Genomic DNA, 17,872 nt, shown 5'->3' on the forward strand with positions numbered 1-17,872 from the left:
ACTGCAGGGGGGACCCTGTGGGAGAGTAGGACGCCGCCGAACAAATTTTGGGAAAAGCCCCGTACCGGTCTCCGGTACGGGGCTTTTCTGCGTTTACCGGCGCTTAGGGTCGAACCATGCGCTATGACCTCGTCATCTTTGACAACGACGGTGTACTCGTCGACAGCGAACCGATCTCGAACACCATCCTCGCCGGGTACCTCACCGAACTCGGTCACCCGACCTCGTACGAGGACTCCATTCGCGACTACATGGGCTCCGCCATGCACCGCATCCACGATCTCGTCCAGGAGCGGACCGGGCAGGTGCTGCCGGCCGACTTCGACGACGTCTTCCACTCCCGCGTCTTCGCCGCCTTCGAGCGCGAGCTGAAGCCGGTGGCCGGGGCCACCGACGTCCTCGCGCACTTGGTGGCCGACGGTGTGCCGTACTGCGTCGCCTCCTCCGGCAGTCACGAGCGGATCCGGGTCGGACACCGTGCGACCGGGCTGGACGAGTGGTTCGAGGAGGAGTGGGTGTTCTCCTCGCAGGACGTCGGGCGCGGGAAGCCGGCGCCCGACCTCTTCCTGTACGCCGCCGAGCGCATGGGCTTCGCGCCCGAGCGGTGTGCCGTCGTCGAGGACAGTCCGCTCGGCGTGGAGGCCGCGCTGGCCGCCGGGATGGACGTGTACGGGTTCACCGCCATGACGCCCGAGGAGCGGCTCCAGGGCTGCACGGCCCTCTTCTCGGACATGGCACACCTGCGCGAACTGCTCAGGTGATTCATCTACCCAGGAGTAGGGCACGGCCCTAGGCTGTGCGGCCATGACGGACGCGGCCATGAGCGACCCCCGCCTGCGGCACGGGCGGGCGGCTCTCACCTTCAGTTTCTTCGTGCAAGGCGTGGCCTTCGCGCTCCTGGTGACCCGTATCCCCGCGATCCAGGACCGGTACGGGATATCCGACGGCCTGCTTCCCGCCTTTCTCGCCGGGGTGCCGATCCTGGCCGGGGTCGGGAGCGTGGCCACCGAGCACCTGGTGAAGCGGGTCGCGCCGAGCGTCGCCCTGAGATGGGTGCAGCCTGTCGTCATGCTTGCGCTGCTCGGAGTCGCCGCGGGGGACCAGCTGGGCCAGGCGGCTGCCTCGTTCGCGCTGTTCGGGCTCGCCATCGGCGGCCTCGACGCGTCCATGAACATGTTGGGGATCAGCCTTCAGCACGCGTACGGCCGCAGCATCATCCTGGGCTTCCACGCCTCCTTCAGCCTCGGCGGGATCGTCGGTTCCTCGCTGGCGTGGTCGGGTGCGCACTGGCATCTGTCGCTGCTGGTCCTGTACCTGCCGGCCGTCCTGGTGCTGGTGCCGCTGTGCCTGGCGGGCAGCCGGTGGTACGTGGACGCGCCGCGCGGTGGCGAGAAGGCGCCCACCGAGGCGGGCCCTGCGGGCGACGAACGCCGGCCCGTCGTCTTTCGGTTGCTGCTGCCCCTCTGTCTCGTCATGGCCTTCGCCTACATCGGCGAGTCGACGGTCGCCAACTGGAGCGCGAAGTACCTCCAGGACGTCCTCGGCAGCTCCGAGCAGCTGTCCACGGTCCCGTACAACGTCTATGTGGTCTCGGCGCTGCTCGGGCGGACCGTCGGGGATCGGGTGGTGCGGCGGTTCGGCCCGGTCACGGTGGTGCGGGCCGGCAGCGTGCTCGCGGGCGCCGGGTTCGCGGTGCTCGCGGTGGCACCGGGGCCGTGGGTGGGGATGCTGGGGTTGCCGCTGCTCGGGTTCGGGCTGTGCGTGATCGTGCCGCAGACCTTCGCGGCGGCCGGACGGCTCTTCCCGGGTGCCTCTGACGGCGCGATCGCGCGGATCAACATCTTCAACTACGTGGGGTATCTGGTCGGGGCGCCGCTCGTCGGTGGGCTCGGCGAGGCGTGGACCTATCGGGGCGCCATGCTGGTGCCGATGGTGCTGGTCCTGCTGACCCTCGTGTACGCCCGGTCGTTCGGGGCGGAGGGGGCCCGATACGGTGGCGGGCATGACCGGCCGCGCACTGTTGATGTGGGATGACGCCGTCACGGCGTACGACTTCGGACCGAGCCACCCTATGGACCCGGTGCGGCTCTCGCTGACCATGGGGTTGGTGCGGGCGTACGGCCTGGACAAGGCGGTGGACGTGGTGGCCGCGCCGGCGGCGGGGGACTCGACGCTGCGGCTCGTCCACCGGGAGGACTACGTGGCAGCCGTGCGGGCCGCTTCGGCGGACCCGGACCGCGCGGACCAGGCGTACGGGCTGGGGACGGTCGACGATCCCGCGTTCGCCGGGATGCACGAGGCGTCCGCGCTCATCGCGGGGCAGTCCGTGGGGGCCGCGGAGGCGGTGTGGCGCGGGGACGCGGCGCACGCGGTGAACTTCGCGGGCGGGCTGCACCATGCGATGCCGGGCGGGGCCTCGGGGTTCTGCGTCTACAACGACGCGGCGCTGGCGATCGCGCGGCTCCTCGAACTGGGGGCGGAGCGGGTCGCGTACGTGGATGTGGACGTGCATCACGGGGACGGGGTGCAGGCGGCGTTCTGGGACGACCCCCGGGTGCTGACGATCTCCCTGCATGAGCATCCGCGGCTGCTGTTCCCCGGGACGGGGTGGCCGGAGGAGACCGGGGGCGCGGAGGGGACGGCCGTCAACGTGGCGCTGCCGGCCGGGACCGGGGACGAGGGGTGGCTGCGGGCCTTCCACTCCGTGGTGCCGGAGCTCCTGGCCGAGTTCCGTCCCCAGGTGCTGGTGTCGCAGCACGGGGCCGACACGCACTTCGAGGACCCGCTGGCGCATCTGGCCGTCTCGCTCGACGCGCAGCGGGCGGTGCAGGAGGCCTGTCACGCGCTGGCGCACGAGCATGTGGCGGGTGGGAAGTGGGTGGCGCTCGGGGGCGGGGGGTACGCCGTGGTGGACGTCGTGCCCCGGTCCTGGACGCATCTGGTGGGGGTGGCCGCGCATGCGCCGGTGCCGCCGGAGTCGGTGATTCCCGCGTCGTGGCGGGACGAGGTGTTCGCTCGTACGCGGCAGGTGGGGCCGGGGCGGATGACGGATGGGCGGGGGGTGTTGTGGCGGGGGTGGGAGTCGGGGTATGACCCTGCGGATCGGCTGGATCAGGCGATTTTGGCTACGCGGCGGGCGGTTTATCCGTTGCGGGGGTTGTTGGCTTAGGGGGTTTTCCCCTACCCGCCCCTTCCCGTAACCCTCCGGGGGTGGGGGTGGTTGAGGTGGTCTGCCGGGGGCTGCGCCCCCGGGCCCCCGTGCGGGGCCTGCGGCCCCTGTGCCCCGCTGGGGGTGTTTGTCTGCGGGTGGGTGGGGGCTGGTCGCGCAGTTCCCCGCGCCCCTTGGGGCACGGGGCCTGCGGCCTCCTGTGCCCCGTTGGGTCGTGTTTGTCTGCGGGCGGTGGGGGCTGGTCGCGCAGTTCCCCGCGCCCCTTTGTGGCACGGGGCCTGCGGCCCCTGGGCCCCGTTGGGGGCGTGCCGTAGGTCTGCCCCGGGCCGCGTGTCGCGGGGGCGTTACGCCAACTGTGCGGTCTCCGGGGCGTTTTGGTCCACGGGTGTGGGCGGTGCGGGAGCATCGGGGGGTGTTGAGTACCGGGGCGCTGCGGGCGCATCTGTTGGCTGCTCGGTTGGCCGGGACCGTGGCCACCTCGCGGGAGGCGAGCCTGCGCAGTTATCGGCTCTTCGCCGCCCGGGATCCGCGCGTCACGCTCGGGCTCGATCCCGCGTGGGGGTGGGGCGAGCGGGACCTGCTGCGGCTGATGGCGGACAAGTGCGGGGTGAGCCCGGACCCGGAGCACGTGTCGGGGCCCGATGTGATCGACCCCGAGCGGACCCTCGCCGGGCTCGACGCGCTGGCCGCCAGGATCCGCGACGTGGCCGCGCGGCGCGGAGCCGTACTCTTCGGAACCGGGCATCCGCACCGGCTGCTGGCCTTCTACGCCGCTCTCGCGGACGCCTTGTCGGCGGCGGGATGTGATGTCCTCACCCCCGCGCAGGGGAGATGTGTCGACATAACGACCCGGTTCGGGGTACGCACGTACAACCTTGACTACGTACGAGGAGTCGCGCTGGTGCGGGAACCCGGCGCGCGGAGCGCCGGGAGTGCGACCGGCGCACATACCCATTCCCCGCTGCCCGTTCGGGTCGCTCTGGGGGCCGCCGCGACCCTCCGCGGGCGGCTGCCGGACCTGGTCGTGGGAGATCATGGATGGGTCTGCGGGGCAGGTCAGCTGGGTATCGAGGCGGTCGGTCTGGCCGATACGGATGACCCCGCGCTGTTCGTCGGGGAGGCCGAGGGGCGCGTGTCCGTAGCCGTTCCGCTTGATGACGCTGTGCGGTCTGATTACTACCGGCCGCTTACGCGCTATGTACTCAATCGGGCGTGTCTGTCCCGGTAGGCGGCCGTACGCAGCTCCTCTTCCCCACTCGCACCACCCGCCCCTAGTCTGGGGAGTGAGCGCACAACGACGAAGAGTCACCGGAGGGGAAGCCGGTGCGCGTCGGGTGCGGAAGGTACAGGTGGGTCATGGCTGCTGATCAGAGGCCTCTGAACGAGGTCGTGTTCCTGACCGTGGCGGAAGTCGCCGCGGTGATGCGCGTGTCCAAGATGACCGTGTACCGCTTGGTGCACAGCGGTCATCTGCCGGCGATCCGGGTGGGCAGGTCGTTCCGGGTCCCCGAACAGGCGGTGCAGGAGTACCTCCGAGAGTCCTTCGTGGGGGTGGAGACAGCCTGACGGATCCCTCGGTTACGACCTCTGCGCTCGGGCGGGTAGGCTAGCCCCTCGTAGGTCGTGTGGGCCCAGACGCCCCGCACCGAGTGAAGAGAAGTGAGCGAGGGTAGTCGTGGGCTCTGTTATCAAGAAGCGGCGCAAGCGGATGGCTAAGAAGAAGCACCGCAAGCTGCTCAAGCGCACCCGCGTTCAGCGTCGCAACAAGAAGTAAGCGACAGCTGTACGTGAACCCGCAGCCCTTCCGCCGTCCTGGTGGGAGGGCTGCGGTGCGTTTACCGGCCGCGTGTCCCGCGCCCTTTTCCGGTGGGCCGTACGCCCGTGCCTGGTGCTCTCCGGCGGGCTTTTCGCCCGGGCTTTCGCCGGGCTGTCCCGGCCATGGGCGACCACGCGGTCGTCCCTTCCCGACCTTCAGCCGCTACCGTGGCGCCCAGGGTGCAACTCAGGCCAAAGGAAGGCGCTGATCTTGGGGAAGGTCGTGCTCGTCACCGGAGTGGCCCGGCAGCTCGGAGGCCGTCTCGTACGGCGCATCCAGCGTGATCCGGAGGTGGACCGGGTGATCGGCGTGGACGCCGTGCCGCCCGGCCACCATCTCGGCGGAGCCGATTTCGTACGGGCGGACATACGGCAGCCCGCCATCGCGCGCGTGCTGGCCGAGCACGCCGTGGACACCGTGGTGCACATGGACGTCACCGGGACGCCGCTGGGGGCCGGCGGGCGGACGTCCGTGAAGGAGACGAACGTCATCGGCACCATGCAGCTGCTCGGCGCGTGCCAGAAGTCGCCGTCGGTGCGGCGGCTGGTGGTGAAGTCGAGCACCAGCGTGTACGGGTCGGCGCCGCGCGATCCGGCCGTCTTCACCGAGACGACGATGCCGAAGTCGCTGCCCAGCGGCGGCTTCGCGAAGGACGCCGTCGAGGTCGAGGGGTATGTGCGCGGCTTCGCCCGGCGCCGGCCCGACGTGGCGGTGTGCGTGCTGCGGTTCGCGAACATCCTGGGGCCGGGCGCGGACTCGCCGCTCGCCGAGTACTTCTCGCTGCCGGTGCTGCCGACCGTCCTCGGCTATGACCCCCGGCTCCAGTTCGTCCACGAGGACGACGTGATCGACGTCCTGCGCATCGCCGCGCACGAGCCCCGGCGCGGGACGCTCAACAGCGGCACCTTCAACGTGGCCGGCGACGGGGTGCTGCTGCTCTCGCAGTGCTCGCGGCGGCTGGGCAGACCGACCGTGCCGGTGCTGCTCCCGGCGGTGCGCTGGGTGGGTTCGGCGCTGCGCTCGGTCGGTGTGAGCGACTTCTCGCCCGAGCAGATCCGCCTGCTCACCCACGGCCGGGTGGTGAGCACCGCGCAGATGCGGGAGACCCTGGGGTTCGAGCCGAAGTACTCGACGGCGCAGACGTTCGCCGACTTCGCGCGCAGCCGGGGCCCCGGGCTGCTGCCGCCGGACGCGCTGGCGCGGGCCGTCGACGGGGTGGCGGCGCTGCCCTTCCGGCCGTTCGCCGGCGGCGCCCCCGCCCCTTCCCCCTTGTCCACTCCCGGCGCGGAATGAGGAGATCGACCACGATGGCGGACGCCAAGGTCATTCCGTTCGACGACGACCGCTCGCGCGGCGGCGCGCAGCGCCCGGCCCGCCGCCGCCCCGGCGGCCCGCGGGGTGCTGCCCCGGACGCGTCTCCCGCCCCGGTGAGCGCCCTCCCGGGCCAGCAGGCCGTCTCCCAGGGCCCGCGGGGCGGCCAGGACCCACAGCAGGGCCGCCAGGACGCGCAGGGGGCCGCTGAGGCCGCCGCGCCGCGTCCGGACGGCGCGGAGGTGCGGGAGCGGCCGGGGGCCCAGTGGGACCGCAGGATCGCGGGCGGGCTCGCCTTCCTGCGGCGGCGCATCACGGGCGAGTACGAGGTCGACGAGTTCGGCTACGACGAGGAGCTCACCGACCAGGTCCTGATGTCCCTGCTCCGCCCGTTCTACGAGAAGTACTTCCGGGTGGAGGTGAAGGGCGTCGAGAACATCCCGGCCGAGGGCGGGGCGCTGGTCGTCGCCAACCACTCCGGGACGCTGCCGCTGGACGGGCTGATGATGCAGGTGGCGGTCCACGACCACCATCCGGCGGGGCGGCATCTGCGGCTGCTCGCGGCGGACCTGGTGTTCATGCTGCCGGTCGTCAACGAGCTGGCCCGCAAGGCCGGGCACACGCTGGCCTGCGCGGAGGACGCCCAGGCGCTGCTGGAGCGCGGCGAGGTCGTCGGGGTGATGCCGGAGGGCTTCAAGGGCATCGGCAAGCCGTTCAGCGAGCGGTACAAGCTCCAGCGGTTCGGGCGGGGCGGGTTCGTGTCGACCGCGCTGCGGACGGGCACGCCGATCGTGCCCTGCTCGATCGTCGGGGCCGAGGAGATCTACCCGATGATCGGCAACGCCAAGACGCTGGCGCGGCTGCTGGGCTTTCCGTACTTCCCGATCACGCCCACGTTCCCGTGGCTGGGGCCGGCCGGTCTGGTGCCGCTGCCGACGAAGTGGACGATCCAGTTCGGTGAGCCGATCCCGACCGACGGCTATCCGCCGGAGGCGGCGGAGGATCCGATGCTGATGTTCAACCTGACGGACCAGGTGCGGGAGCAGATCCAGCACACGCTCTACAAGCTGCTGGTGCAGCGGCGGTCGGTGTTCTTCTAGCCGCTGGTCTCCGAGGCAGTCGCTGGTCGAGGTGGTCGCTGGTTCTACGGGTGTGGGGCGGTTCTACGGGTGTGGGGCGCGCCTTTCGCGAAGGCGCGCCCCACACCCGTGTCCGGCCGGGCTACTTCACTTCTTCGCCGTCGATGCCGAGGCCCGGGAGCAGGCCGGGGAGCAGCGGGGGCAGGGTGACGTCCGGGACCGGCGGTTTGGCCGGGGTGGTGCCGGAGGTCGGCGGGGCGCTCTTGGCGGGCGGGTCGAGCAGGCCGCCGGTGTTGCCGCCGATCAGGCCCTCGTCGGGCTTGGTGCCGGGGGTGGTGGGCTGCTGCGACTTGGTGCCGCCGCCGCTCGCCGTGCCATGCGTCGGGGACGAGGGGGTGGGGGCCGGACGGGCCGTGTGGCTCGCCTGGCCGGGGTGCGTCGTGTCCGTACGCCCATGGGTGCGGGTCTTGGGCGGGGGGAGCATCGAACGCAGGGGCTCGACCTCTTGGTCTATGGCGACGAAGACCGAGGTGACCTGGTCGCCCACGTCGGTGAGCTGGGCGGGCAGCTTGTCGCGCAGCCTGCTCCAGCTGTCGCGGTGCGCCGAGGCGAACGACGACAGGGCGGCGATGGCGCCGAGCGAGCCGTCCTTGGCATAGGCGGCGTGGAGGAGGCGGTGGCCTTCGGTCACGTCGTGCTGCATGCCGCTCAGGGCGCGGCGGACCTCGCTCAGCTGCTCGTGGTCGAGGTCGCCCGCGCGGCCGCGCTCCATCAGGCGGCGGGCCTCGCTGAGCCGGGTGGAGGCCTGGTCGAGGTAGATCCGGCCGCGGTCGGCGTCGTCGTCCGCCAGGTTGAGCTTGAGGTCCTCCATGCCGCGCTTCAGCCCGTAGAGCGAGTCACCGGGGAGGGCGTCGGAGCTGGCAGCGGCCACGCCGCTGAACGCGCCCGCGGCCACACCGATGCTGAGGCCGCCCGCGGCGATGCCCTTCGACCAGCGGGAGCGGGGGCGCAATTTCCGGAGCGGGGCCGCCCGGTGGGCGCCCCGGCCGGCCCGCTGCTCGGGCACCTGAGGGTCGGCGGCGCCGCCGGAAGCGAACATCTGCTCCATGGCGGCCACGAGCAGCGCCCGCTGCTCCACCTTCACCTGCGGGTCCAGTTCCGGTTTCGGCAGTTCGCCGAGGACGGTCGCCAGGGTCAACAGGTCGGCTTCCGCCGCCTGTTCGGCCTGGGCGGCCGGGGTGGCGGGTGGCTGCTGGGCCGCCGAGGCTTCTTCCAGGGCCTGGGCGAAGGCGTTCGCCCGCCGGTGCGCCGATACGTTCGCGATCACTGGCGGCACCTCCTCTCGTCATCACGGTCGACTCCCCAAGGGGCCTGGAAGGTTGCACGTCTTGAGCACATCCACACGATCGAGTGAGCGGCAGTGAACATGACGTGACCACAGGGAGCCTGCATCCGGCACAACGAGGGACGCGGCACTTGGGTTACGGACGAAGGATGATCGGACCACACTGTGACCGTGCAGCACTGAGCGCTCACCGACGGTGAGTTGAAGGGGCGCCCTGGAGCTGCGGTCCGGGGGTACCGGAGGCGCCGCTGCCCCGTGGGGACGGGGAGCGGCCCGGCGGGGCGGCGGGGGTGCGTCAGCGGGCGTCTTCGGGGAGGAGCCGGGCGAGAGTACGCACGGCGCGGTACTGGAGGGTCTTGATGGCGCCCTCGTTCTTGCCCATGACGCGGGCGGTCTCGGCGACCGAGAGGCCCTGGAGGAAGCGCAGGGTGACGCACTCCTGCTGCTGCGGGTTCAGTTTGCGCACGGCTTCGAGGAGCGCGGCGTTGGAGAGCGACTCCAGGACGGAGTCCTCGGGTGAGCGCTCCACTTCGTTGGCATCGAGCATTTCGCCTGTGGTCACTTCCAGGCGGAAACGGCTCGACTTGAAGTGGTCCGCGACCAGGTTGCGCGCGATCGTGACCAGCCACGCGCCGAAATCGCGCCCCTGCCAGGTGAAGGTGGAGATCCTGCGGAGCGCGCGCAGGAAGGTCTCGCTGGTGAGGTCCTCGGCGGTGGCCTTGCCGCCGACGCGGTAGTAGATGTACCGGTACACCGTGTCGCTGTACTGGTCGTACAGCCGGCCGAAGGCGTCGGCCTCGCCGGCCTGGGCGCGCTCGACGAGATCCATCATGCGGGCGCTGTCGCTGTCCGCGCTGGGGCGGCGGGCGGTCGGCGTCGCGGACGTGCCCGTGCTGCGGCCGCCGCTCCGTCTTCCGACCGCGGCACCGCCCTCGGCCAGCGCGTAGCAGGCACCGAGGGGTGAGGCGGTGGCGGTGGCGAAGGCGGGGGCGGTGGCGTACGCGGTGGGGACGAAGCCGCGCAGACGGTCGACGACCGCTGCGCGCAGCGTAGCCAGGCCCGAGGCGTCAACCCCGACGTGTGGGTACACGGGACTCCCAGAGGCAGAGCTTCCATCACGTGCAGTGCGGGACCGTTCACCCGCCGTGGCGATGTGTGGGTTCCGGTATGCGTCTGAGGAGAATAACGCTTCGTGCAGGGAGCGCTACACCCAGTTGCTCAAATCGTCGATTCCGTCGCTTCTGTTACCTCTATGGGGCGGAATGGGTAGCGGAGTGTGAGCGGGTGGGGGCGCGGTTGTGATCGATGTTGATCGGTTGGGGGGTGGGATGTGGCCGAGTGGGGGGTGGGGGACTGGTGGGGGGTGGGGGCGGGTATGTGGTCCCGGATCGGGGCCCCCGCCCCGCCCGATCCCTGAACCCTCCGGGGGTGGGGGCGCGGTTCACCCAGGGGGCTCCGCCCCCTGCACCCCTGGGCGGGGCTGCGTCCCGGGCCTGTTGGCTGCGGGTTGTCTGTGGCTGGTCGCGCAGTTCCCCGCGCCCCTGGGCAACTCCCCTTCCACGGGAAGGCGCACTGAACCCCGGCAGGCAAACGACGACAGGTACGACTGCCCGGCCCGGGACCCCCTGAAGGGCCCACCCAGAGGAAAGCCGGCCGCTACTCAAGTTCCGGGGCATACCCACCCCCCCCCAGGGGCGCGGGGAACTGCGCGACCAGCCACCCACCACCCGCAGACGAGCAAACCGCAGGCGGCCGCTACTCACGCCCTGGGCGCACCCGACCCCCCGGGGGCGCGGGGAACTGCGCGCTCAGCCACCCACCACCCGCAGACAGGCAACCCGCGGACAGGCAAAAACCAACCTCGGCCCGGCCTCGGCCCGGTGCGTTCTCAGCGCCTTCGGCGGTGGAGGGCGATCGCCGCCGCCGTGCCGCCCGCCAGGGCACCCACGCCGGCCGCCGCCGGGATCCCCACCTTCGCCGCCTTGCGGCCCGTGCGGTAGTCGCGCAGGCGCCACTCCCGCGCCCTCGCGTGCTTGCGCAGCTTCGCGTCGGGGTTGATCGCGTAGGGGTGGCCCACCAGGGACAGCATGGGGATGTCGTTGTGGGAGTCGCTGTACGCCGCGCAGCGCGAGAGGTCCAGGCCCTCCGCCGCCGCCAGCGCGCGTACCGCCTCCGCCTTGGCGGGGCCGTGCAGCGGCTCGCCCACCAGGCGGCCGGTGTACACGCCGTTCACCGACTCCGCGACCGTGCCCAGCGCGCCCGTCAGCCCCAGCCGGCGCGCGATGATCGTCGCGGTCTCCACCGGCGCCGCCGTCACCAGCCACACCTTCTGGCCCGCGTCCAGGTGCGCCTGGGCCAGCGCGCGCGTGCCGGGCCAGATGCGGTCCGCCATGTACTCGTCGTAGATCTCCTCGCCGATGGTCATCAGCTCGGAGACCCGGTGGCCCTTGACGATCGACAGGGCGCTCTCGCGGGCGTCCTGCATGTGCTCCGGGTCCTCGACCCCGGCCAGCCGGAACCATGCCTGCTGCCAGGCGAAGCGCACCAGGTCGCGGCGCTGGAAGAACTTCCGCTTGTACAGGCCCCGCCCGAAGTGGAAGATCGCCGCGCCCTGCATGACCGTGTTGTCGAGGTCGAAGAAGGCCGCCGCCAGGTCGTCCCCGACCACGGGGAAGTCCGGTTCGGCGGGGGAGGAGGGAGAAGAAGGGGAAGCGGAGGATGTCGGCTTCGCCTTCTCCCTGGCTTCCGCTTCCGCCAGTTCCGCCAGCTCCTGCTCGGACTTGCGGGCTGCCTCGGCTGCGGCCTCGCCGGCCAGCACGCTGCGTGCTGTCGCCGAGCGCCTGCGCGGGGTGAGCCATCCCAGTACGGCCATGCCGTGAGCATAGCCAGTCTGTTCGGTCCCGCCCGACACGCCGGGATGCCGGGGCGTGAACTCTGGGATACGGGGGCGGACAGCCGCCTTCACGTGGGCGGAGAATGGATGCATGAGTCCTCTCTTCCGGCGCGGGAAGTCCCCGCGCAGCGCCGACCCCTCCTCCCCGCCGCTCGTCACGCTCATCGGCAAGCCGGGCTGCCACCTCTGCGACGACGCCCGTGCGGTGATCGAGAGCGTCTGCGCCGAGACCGGTGCCGTGTGGGAGGAGAAGGACATCACTCAGGACGAGGCGCTGCACCGCGCGTACTGGGAGCAGATTCCGGTTGTGCTCGTCGACGGCGCGCAGCACACCTTCTGGCGGGTGGACCCCGCGCGGCTCAGGAGTGCCCTGGGCGCCTGAGGGGGGTGGGGCGCGCGTGCCCCGTCCCGTGGTCCCGGGGGCCGGTGATCGAGTGGGTGATCAGCGGTAGTTGTGGTTACCATCGAGGTCGTTTTGTCGCGTTCGGGGGTGACATCGTGGAGAGGTGTGTACGGTTTTGCCCCCTTCGGGTCTTCAACGGGTCGACTTCGCTGTCGGTTCCCGGAAATCGGCACCGGTTCGCGTGAGCCCGGTCACTTTGCTCGGACAAAGCGGACACCATCTTTGTGCACGCGTTCACAAAGACATAGCCTGCATTCGACGGGGCGGTCCTGGGACACATGGCCGCCTGCCTCGCTCATCCCGCAGGAGCACCGTGGCAACTGGCCGAACTCACCGACCGGCGACCCGTAGCCGAGGAATCCCCGAGGCCACCGTCGCCAGGCTTCCGCTGTATCTGCGTGCGCTGACCGGACTGTCGGAGCGCTCCGTACCCACGGTCTCCTCCGAGGAGCTGGCCGCGGCCGCGGGGGTCAACTCCGCCAAGCTGCGCAAGGACTTCTCGTACCTCGGCTCCTACGGGACCAGGGGTGTGGGCTACGACGTCGAGTACCTCGTCTACCAGATCTCCCGCGAGCTGGGCCTCACCCAGGACTGGCCCGTCGTCATCGTCGGCATCGGCAACCTCGGCGCGGCCCTCGCCAACTACGGCGGCTTCGCCTCCCGCGGCTTCCGGGTCGCCGCGCTGATCGACGCGGACCCCGCGATGGCGGGCAAGCCCGTCGCCGGGATCCCGGTGCAGCACTCCGACGACCTGGAGAAGATCATCAGCGACAACGGTGTCTCCATCGGCGTCATCGCGACGCCGGCGGGCGCCGCGCAGCCGGTCTGCGACCGCCTGGTCGCCGCCGGGGTCACCTCCATCCTGAACTTCGCGCCGACGGTCCTGTCGGTGCCCGAGGGCGTCGACGTACGCAAGGTCGACCTCTCCATCGAGCTCCAGATCCTCGCCTTCCACGAGCAGCGCAAGGCCGGTGAGGACGCCGCCGCCGCGGAGGCCGCGGACATGGTGGCGCCCGTGGCGCCCGTGGTGCGCGGCGGCGCGGCCGTGGACCGGAAGGGACCCGACGGGGACATGCCCGCCGTGATGCCGGCATGAGCCTCCTGGTCGTCGGCCTCAGCCACCGCAGCGCACCCGTCAGCATCCTGGAGCGGGCCTCGCTCCCCACGGACACGCAGGTCAAGCTCCTCCAGGACACCCTCGCCGCGGAGCCCGCGGCCGAGGCCGCGGTGCTCGCCACCTGCAACCGCATCGAGCTGTACGCGGACGTGGACAAGTTCCACGCGGGCGTCGCCGAGCTCTCCACGCTGCTCGCCCAGCACAGCGGCGTCGGTCTGGAGGAGCTCACTCCGTATCTCTATGTGCACTACGAGGACCGGGCCGTCCACCACCTCTTCTCGGTGGCGTGCGGGCTGGACTCGATGGTCGTGGGCGAGGGCCAGATCCTCGGCCAGATCAAGGACACCCTGGCGCAGGGGCAGGAGCTCCACACCGCCGGGCGCCTCCTCAACGACCTCTTCCAGCAGGCCCTGCGCGTCGGCAAGCGCGCCCACAGCGAGACCGGGATCGACCGGGCCGGGCAGTCCCTGGTCACCTTCGGCCTGGAGCAGCTCGCCCAGGGCACGCCGGTGGAGACCTGGGCCAAGGACAAGCGCGCCCTGGTGATCGGCGCCGGCTCGATGTCCTCGCTGGCCGCGGCCACCCTGGCGCGCGCCGGCGTGCGCGAGGTCGTCGTCGCCAACCGCACGTCCGCCCGCGCCGAGCGCCTGGTGGAGATCCTCACGGAGTCCGGCACGCCCGCCCGCGCGGTCGCGATGGCCGACGTGGCGCGCGAGCTGGCACGCGTCGACGTGGCCGTGTCCTGCACCGGCGCGACCGGTCTGGTCCTGGACGCCCAGACCGTCGGCGAGGCCGTCGGCGCCCAGGCCGCCCCCGCGAGCCAGGCGCCCGCCGTCTCCGGCGGCTGCCCCGCCGACTTCGCCGCGACGGCCGCCGCGGGTGCCTCGCTCGCCGCGTACAGCGCGGTCGCCGAGGCCGACGCCGCGACCGGACACGGCGATTCCGTCGACGCCGACTCCCTGGAGCTGCACGGCAGCTGGGCCGAGAACGCCACCGGCGCCCGGCCCGCCGCCCGCACCCGCATCCCCGCGCAGACCGGCCCCGTCCGGCTCGCGCTGCTCGACCTCGCCATGCCGCGCGACATCGACGCCGCCGTCCACCGCATCCCCGGGGTGCGGCTGGTCGACATCGAGTCGCTCGCCGAGGCCTCGGCCGACGCGCCGATGGCCGCCGACGTCGACCAGGTGCGGTCGATCGTCTCCGACGAGGTCGCCGCCTTCGGCGCCGCCCAGCGCGCCGCCCACATCACGCCGACCGTCGTCGCGCTGCGCGCGATGGCCGCCGACGTGGTGGCCGGCGAGGTGGCCCGGCTCGAGGGACGGCTGCCCGACCTGGACGAGCGCCAGCGCGCGGAGGTCACCCAGACCGTGCGCCGGGTCGTCGACAAGCTCCTGCACGCGCCGACCGTGCGGATCAAGCAGCTCGCGGCCGAGCCCGGCGGCGCCGGATACGCGGACGCGCTGCGCACTCTCTTCGACCTCGACCCGGAGACGGTCGCCGCCGTGTCACGGGCCGACCTGAACGACGTCGACGTCAAGAACCGAGACGCGAAGAACCGAGGGCGGTCATGACCCAGAAAGCACTGAGGCTGGGGACCAGGCGGAGCATGCTCGCCATGGCCCAGTCCGGCCAGGTGGCCGACGCCGTACGGAGGTTGACCGGGCGTCCGGTCGAGCTGGTGGAGATCACCACGTACGGCGACACCTCGCGCGAGCACCTGGCGCAGATCGGCGGTACGGGCGTCTTCGTGACCGCGCTGCGCGACGCGCTGCTGCGCGGCGACGTCGACTTCGCCGTCCACTCGCTCAAGGACCTGCCCACCGCGCAGCCCGACGACCTCGTCCTGGCCGCCGTACCGGTCCGCGAGGACCCGCGCGACGTGCTGGTGGCGCGCGACGGGCTCACCCTGACCGAGCTGGCCGCCGCCTGCGAGGGCCGTCCGGCCCGCATAGGCACCGGCTCGCCCCGGCGCATGGCCCAGCTGAACGCCTACGCGCGCAGCCACGGCCTCGCCGTCGAAACCGTGCCGATCCGGGGGAACATCGACACCCGGATCGGATTCGCGCACAGCGGGGAGCTCGACGCGGTGGTACTCGCCGCCGCCGGGCTCAGCCGCATCGGCAGGACCGGTGAGGTGACCGACTTCCTTCCGGTCGACACCATGCTGCCCGCCCCCGGCCAGGGGGCACTGGCGATCGAGTGCACGGCAGCCGATGCCGAGCTCGCCGCCGCGCTCGCCGAGCTCGACGACCCGTACACCCGGGTCGCCGTGACCGCCGAGCGGTCCCTGCTCGCCGCCCTGGAGGCCGGCTGTTCCGCACCCGTGGGTGCCTACGCCGACCTTCTGGCCGACGGACAGATTGTTCATGAGATGCGCCTGCGCGGCGTCGTCGGTACCACCGACGGCTCGACGCTGGTGCAGTTGTCCATCACCGGTCCCGTACCTGCGTCGCACGACGAAGCCGTGGCGCTCGGTCGCGAACTCGCGGTCGAGATGCTTGCCAAGGGTGCGGCCGGTCTTATGGGGGAGCGAGCACTTTGAACCCCACCACGTCCTCTAACCTTCCCGCCGTCTCCGCGCACGGGTGCGTCACCTTCCTCGGTGCCGGCCCCGGGGACCCGGGGCTGCTGACGCTGCGCGCCGTGGAAGCGCTGGCGTCGGCCGATGTCCTGATCGCCGAGCCGGCTGTGCTCGACGTGGTTCGCGCGCATGCGCGGGCAGGTGTGGACACGCCTCAGCTGACGGTTGTTGACGACACGTCAGCGACCGGCAGCACGTTCGATGTCCCCGTGTTGCGGGACGCGGCCAATCTTGTCATGGAGGCCGCGCGCTCCGGCAGGCGGGTCGTCCGTGCCGTCTCCGGTGACCCCGGGCTCGACGGCAGCGCGGGCGAGGAGATGCTCGCCTGCGCGGCGGCGGGCATCCCCTTCGAGGTCGTGCCCGGTGTGGCGACGGCGGTGGGCGTACCCGCGTACGCCGGTGTCCCGCTCAGCGACTCCGGCGGCGCCGACGTCCGCTTCGTCGACGCGCGCAGCGCGGGCGAGCGCTGCTGGACCGAGGTCGGCGCGAGCGACGGCACGGTCGTCGTCTCCGCGACCCTGGAGACGGTGGCGGCGGCGGCCGGTGAACTCGTCGCGGCGGGCCGCAAGCCCGACACCCCGATGACGGTCACCGTCGCCGGCACCACCACGCGCCAGCGCACCTGGAACGCCACCCTCGGCTCCCTCGCGCAGGTCCTCAAGCAGGCGAAGGTGCTGCCGTCCCCGGACGGGCACCAGCCCGTCATAGCCGTGGTCGGGGAGCGCACCGCCGCGGCCCAGCGCGACCGGCTGTCGTGGTTCGAGTCCAAGCCGCTGTTCGGCTGGCGGGTGCTCGTACCGCGGACGAAGGAGCAGGCCGCGTCCCTCTCCGACCAGCTGCGCTCCTACGGCGCGGTGCCGCACGAGGTGCCGACGATCGCCGTCGAACCGCCGCGCACCCCGCAGCAGATGGAGCGGGCGGTCAAGGGCCTGGTGACGGGCCGCTACGAGTGGATCGCCTTCACCTCGGTCAACGCCGTGAAGGCGGTGCGCGAGAAGTTCGAGGAGTACGGGCTCGACGCGCGGGCGTTCGCGGGGATCAAGGTCGCGGCGGTCGGTGAGCAGACCGCGGCGTCGCTGGTGGAGTTCGGCGTGAAGCCGGACCTCGTCCCGAGCGGCGAGCAGTCGGCGGCCGGCCTCCTGGAGGACTGGCCCCCCTACGACCCGGTCTTCGACCCGATCGACCGCGTCTTCCTGCCGCGCGCCGACATCGCCACCGAGACGCTGGTGGCGGGGCTGATCGAGCTGGGCTGGGAGGTGGACGACGTCACGGCGTACCGGACGGTACGGGCGTCGCCGCCGCCGGCGGACACGCGCGAGGCGATCAAGGGCGGCGGTTTCGACGCGGTGCTCTTCACCTCCTCGTCCACGGTCCGCAACCTGGTCGGGATCGCGGGCAAGCCGCACAACGTGACGGTGATCGCGTGCATCGGCCCGGCCACGGCGAAGACGGCCGAGGAGCACGGTCTGCGGGTGGACGTCATGGCTCCCGAGCCGTCGGTGCTGAAGCTGGCGGAGGCGCTGGCGCAGTTCGGGGCGGCGCGCCGCGATGCGGCGGTGGAGGCGGGGGAGCATGTGACCCGCCCGAGCGAGCGCCGCCCCGGGGCGCGCCGCCGCCGCACGACGTGAGGTCCCCCGCCCCGCCCCTTCCCTAAACCCTCCGGGGGGGTGGACTCTCCGGAGGCCGGGAGGGGGCGGAGGCGCCTTCCCCGGGGGATGTGCCCCCGGGCCCCCGTGCGGGGCTGGGCCCCGGGCCCCCGTGCGGGGATGTGCCCCCGGGCCCCCGTGCGGGGCTGAGCCCCCGGCCCCCGTGCGGGGCTGAGGCCCCGGGCCCGGTGCGGGCTGCGCCCCGCCCCCCTGCGGGGCTGCGCCCCCCGGCTCCGTTTTTGTCTGCGGATCGTGCCTGGCTGGTCGCGCAGTTCCCCGCGCCCCTTCGGGTACTTCGGAGTCAGCCGGATGGCCGTGCTCGGCCACTGCCCCTTTTCTTCGTCTGCGGACCGTGCTGGGTTGCTCGCGCAGTTCCCCGCGCCCCCAACTGCCTAGGGGCGCGGGGAACTGCGCGACCAGCCCTCCACCGGTCCGCAGGCGAAGTCCGGGCGGAAAAGGGGCGCGGGGAACTGCGCGATCAGCCCTCCACCGGTCCGCAGGCGAATCCCCGG

General features: G+C 72.2%; 16 protein-coding genes. 13 read left to right on the forward strand and 3 right to left on the reverse strand.

The features are described 5' to 3' along the window. Nucleotides 1-116: 116 nt before the first annotated feature. The 8 genes from ABZ404_RS29465 to ABZ404_RS29500 all read left to right on the forward strand — a co-directional run bounded on the left by ABZ404_RS29465 (nt 117) and on the right by ABZ404_RS29500 (nt 7,396). Nucleotides 117-761 (forward strand): HAD family hydrolase, encoded by a 645-nt coding sequence (locus tag ABZ404_RS29465; protein ID WP_358837106.1) that lies wholly within the window; start codon nt 117-119, stop codon nt 759-761. Nucleotides 762-819: 58 nt separating this feature from the next. Then, nucleotides 820-2,034, forward strand: coding sequence for an MFS transporter (locus ABZ404_RS29470; RefSeq protein ID WP_358837110.1), 1,215 nt, complete (start codon nt 820-822; stop codon nt 2,032-2,034). Continuing rightward, nucleotides 2,003-3,169, forward strand: coding sequence for an acetoin utilization protein AcuC (locus ABZ404_RS29475; protein ID WP_358837107.1), 1,167 nt, complete (start codon nt 2,003-2,005; stop codon nt 3,167-3,169). Before ABZ404_RS29470 ends, ABZ404_RS29475 begins: the two co-directional genes overlap by 32 nt. Before the next feature lie 412 nt (nt 3,170-3,581). Continuing rightward, a complete protein-coding gene (locus ABZ404_RS29480) occupies nt 3,582-4,397 on the forward strand; it encodes a phosphatase (RefSeq protein WP_358837108.1) in 816 nt (271 codons plus the stop codon). Nucleotides 4,398-4,525: 128 nt separating this feature from the next. Continuing rightward, the gene (locus ABZ404_RS29485) at nt 4,526-4,735 is read left to right on the forward strand and encodes a helix-turn-helix domain-containing protein (RefSeq protein ID WP_344078925.1); all 210 of its coding nucleotides are present in this window, start codon (nt 4,526-4,528) and stop codon (nt 4,733-4,735) included. A 109-nt stretch (nt 4,736-4,844) separates the two neighbouring features. After that, nucleotides 4,845-4,943: an AURKAIP1/COX24 domain-containing protein gene (locus ABZ404_RS29490; protein ID WP_003948845.1), complete on the forward strand. Its 99-nt coding sequence runs from the start codon at nt 4,845-4,847 to the stop codon at nt 4,941-4,943. A gap of 252 nt (nt 4,944-5,195) precedes the next feature. Next, the gene (locus ABZ404_RS29495) at nt 5,196-6,278 is read left to right on the forward strand and encodes an NAD-dependent epimerase/dehydratase family protein (RefSeq protein ID WP_358837109.1); all 1,083 of its coding nucleotides are present in this window, start codon (nt 5,196-5,198) and stop codon (nt 6,276-6,278) included. 14 nt (nt 6,279-6,292) lie between these two features. After that, nucleotides 6,293-7,396: a 1-acyl-sn-glycerol-3-phosphate acyltransferase gene (locus tag ABZ404_RS29500; protein ID WP_358991064.1), complete on the forward strand. Its 1,104-nt coding sequence runs from the start codon at nt 6,293-6,295 to the stop codon at nt 7,394-7,396. A 121-nt stretch (nt 7,397-7,517) separates the two neighbouring features. Here the strand turns inward: ABZ404_RS29500 and ABZ404_RS29505 are convergent, their stop codons facing one another. From ABZ404_RS29505 to ABZ404_RS29515, 3 genes are all read right to left on the reverse strand, one after another. Continuing rightward, nucleotides 7,518-8,702: a DUF5667 domain-containing protein gene (locus tag ABZ404_RS29505; protein ID WP_358836242.1), complete on the reverse strand. Its 1,185-nt coding sequence runs from the start codon at nt 8,700-8,702 to the stop codon at nt 7,518-7,520. 313 nt (nt 8,703-9,015) lie between these two features. Further along, a complete protein-coding gene (locus ABZ404_RS29510; protein WP_358836241.1) occupies nt 9,016-9,810 on the reverse strand; it encodes an ECF subfamily RNA polymerase sigma factor, BldN family in 795 nt (264 codons plus the stop codon). 798 nt (nt 9,811-10,608) lie between these two features. Continuing rightward, complete coding sequence (locus ABZ404_RS29515) at nt 10,609-11,592, reverse strand: HAD-IB family hydrolase (RefSeq protein ID WP_358836240.1); 984 nt, start codon at nt 11,590-11,592, stop codon at nt 10,609-10,611. 112 nt (nt 11,593-11,704) lie between these two features. Between ABZ404_RS29515 and ABZ404_RS29520 the strand changes: the two genes are divergently transcribed. From ABZ404_RS29520 to ABZ404_RS29540, 5 genes are all read left to right on the forward strand, one after another. Further along, on the forward strand, nt 11,705-11,995 hold the full coding sequence (locus ABZ404_RS29520; RefSeq protein ID WP_358836239.1) for a glutaredoxin family protein: 291 nt from the start codon (nt 11,705-11,707) through the stop codon (nt 11,993-11,995). A 334-nt stretch (nt 11,996-12,329) separates the two neighbouring features. Next, the gene (locus tag ABZ404_RS29525; RefSeq protein ID WP_358836238.1) at nt 12,330-13,112 is read left to right on the forward strand and encodes a redox-sensing transcriptional repressor Rex; all 783 of its coding nucleotides are present in this window, start codon (nt 12,330-12,332) and stop codon (nt 13,110-13,112) included. Then, on the forward strand, nt 13,109-14,704 hold the full coding sequence (locus ABZ404_RS29530; protein ID WP_358836237.1) for a glutamyl-tRNA reductase: 1,596 nt from the start codon (nt 13,109-13,111) through the stop codon (nt 14,702-14,704). Before ABZ404_RS29525 ends, ABZ404_RS29530 begins: the two co-directional genes overlap by 4 nt. Beyond that, entirely contained in the window at nt 14,701-15,675 is a 975-nt protein-coding gene (gene hemC / locus ABZ404_RS29535) for a hydroxymethylbilane synthase (protein WP_358836236.1), read from the forward strand. Before ABZ404_RS29530 ends, hemC begins: the two co-directional genes overlap by 4 nt. Beyond that, nucleotides 15,672-17,342 (forward strand): bifunctional uroporphyrinogen-III C-methyltransferase/uroporphyrinogen-III synthase, encoded by a 1,671-nt coding sequence (locus ABZ404_RS29540; RefSeq protein ID WP_358836235.1) that lies wholly within the window; start codon nt 15,672-15,674, stop codon nt 17,340-17,342. Before hemC ends, ABZ404_RS29540 begins: the two co-directional genes overlap by 4 nt. The last annotated feature ends 530 nt before the right edge of the window (nt 17,343-17,872 follow it).

Source organism: Streptomyces sp. NPDC005878 (assembly GCF_040629815.1).
GTDB lineage: Bacteria > Actinomycetota > Actinomycetes > Streptomycetales > Streptomycetaceae > Streptomyces.

Bases quoted from the DNA above. Each gene is read 5' to 3' on its own strand.
- ABZ404_RS29465 (WP_358837106.1), top strand. From the start codon at position 117: ATGCGCTATGACCTCGTCATCTTTGACAACGACGGTGTACTCGTCGAC.
- ABZ404_RS29470 (WP_358837110.1), top strand. From the start codon at position 820: ATGAGCGACCCCCGCCTGCGGCACGGGCGGGCGGCTCTCACCTTCAGT.
- ABZ404_RS29475 (WP_358837107.1), top strand. From the start codon at position 2,003: ATGACCGGCCGCGCACTGTTGATGTGGGATGACGCCGTCACGGCGTAC.
- ABZ404_RS29485 (WP_344078925.1), top strand. From the start codon at position 4,526: ATGGCTGCTGATCAGAGGCCTCTGAACGAGGTCGTGTTCCTGACCGTG.
- ABZ404_RS29500 (WP_358991064.1), top strand. From the start codon at position 6,293: ATGGCGGACGCCAAGGTCATTCCGTTCGACGACGACCGCTCGCGCGGC.
- ABZ404_RS29515 (WP_358836240.1), bottom strand. From the start codon at position 11,592: ATGGCCGTACTGGGATGGCTCACCCCGCGCAGGCGCTCGGCGACAGCA.
- ABZ404_RS29520 (WP_358836239.1), top strand. From the start codon at position 11,705: ATGAGTCCTCTCTTCCGGCGCGGGAAGTCCCCGCGCAGCGCCGACCCC.
- ABZ404_RS29530 (WP_358836237.1), top strand. From the start codon at position 13,109: ATGAGCCTCCTGGTCGTCGGCCTCAGCCACCGCAGCGCACCCGTCAGC.
- hemC (WP_358836236.1), top strand. From the start codon at position 14,701: ATGACCCAGAAAGCACTGAGGCTGGGGACCAGGCGGAGCATGCTCGCC.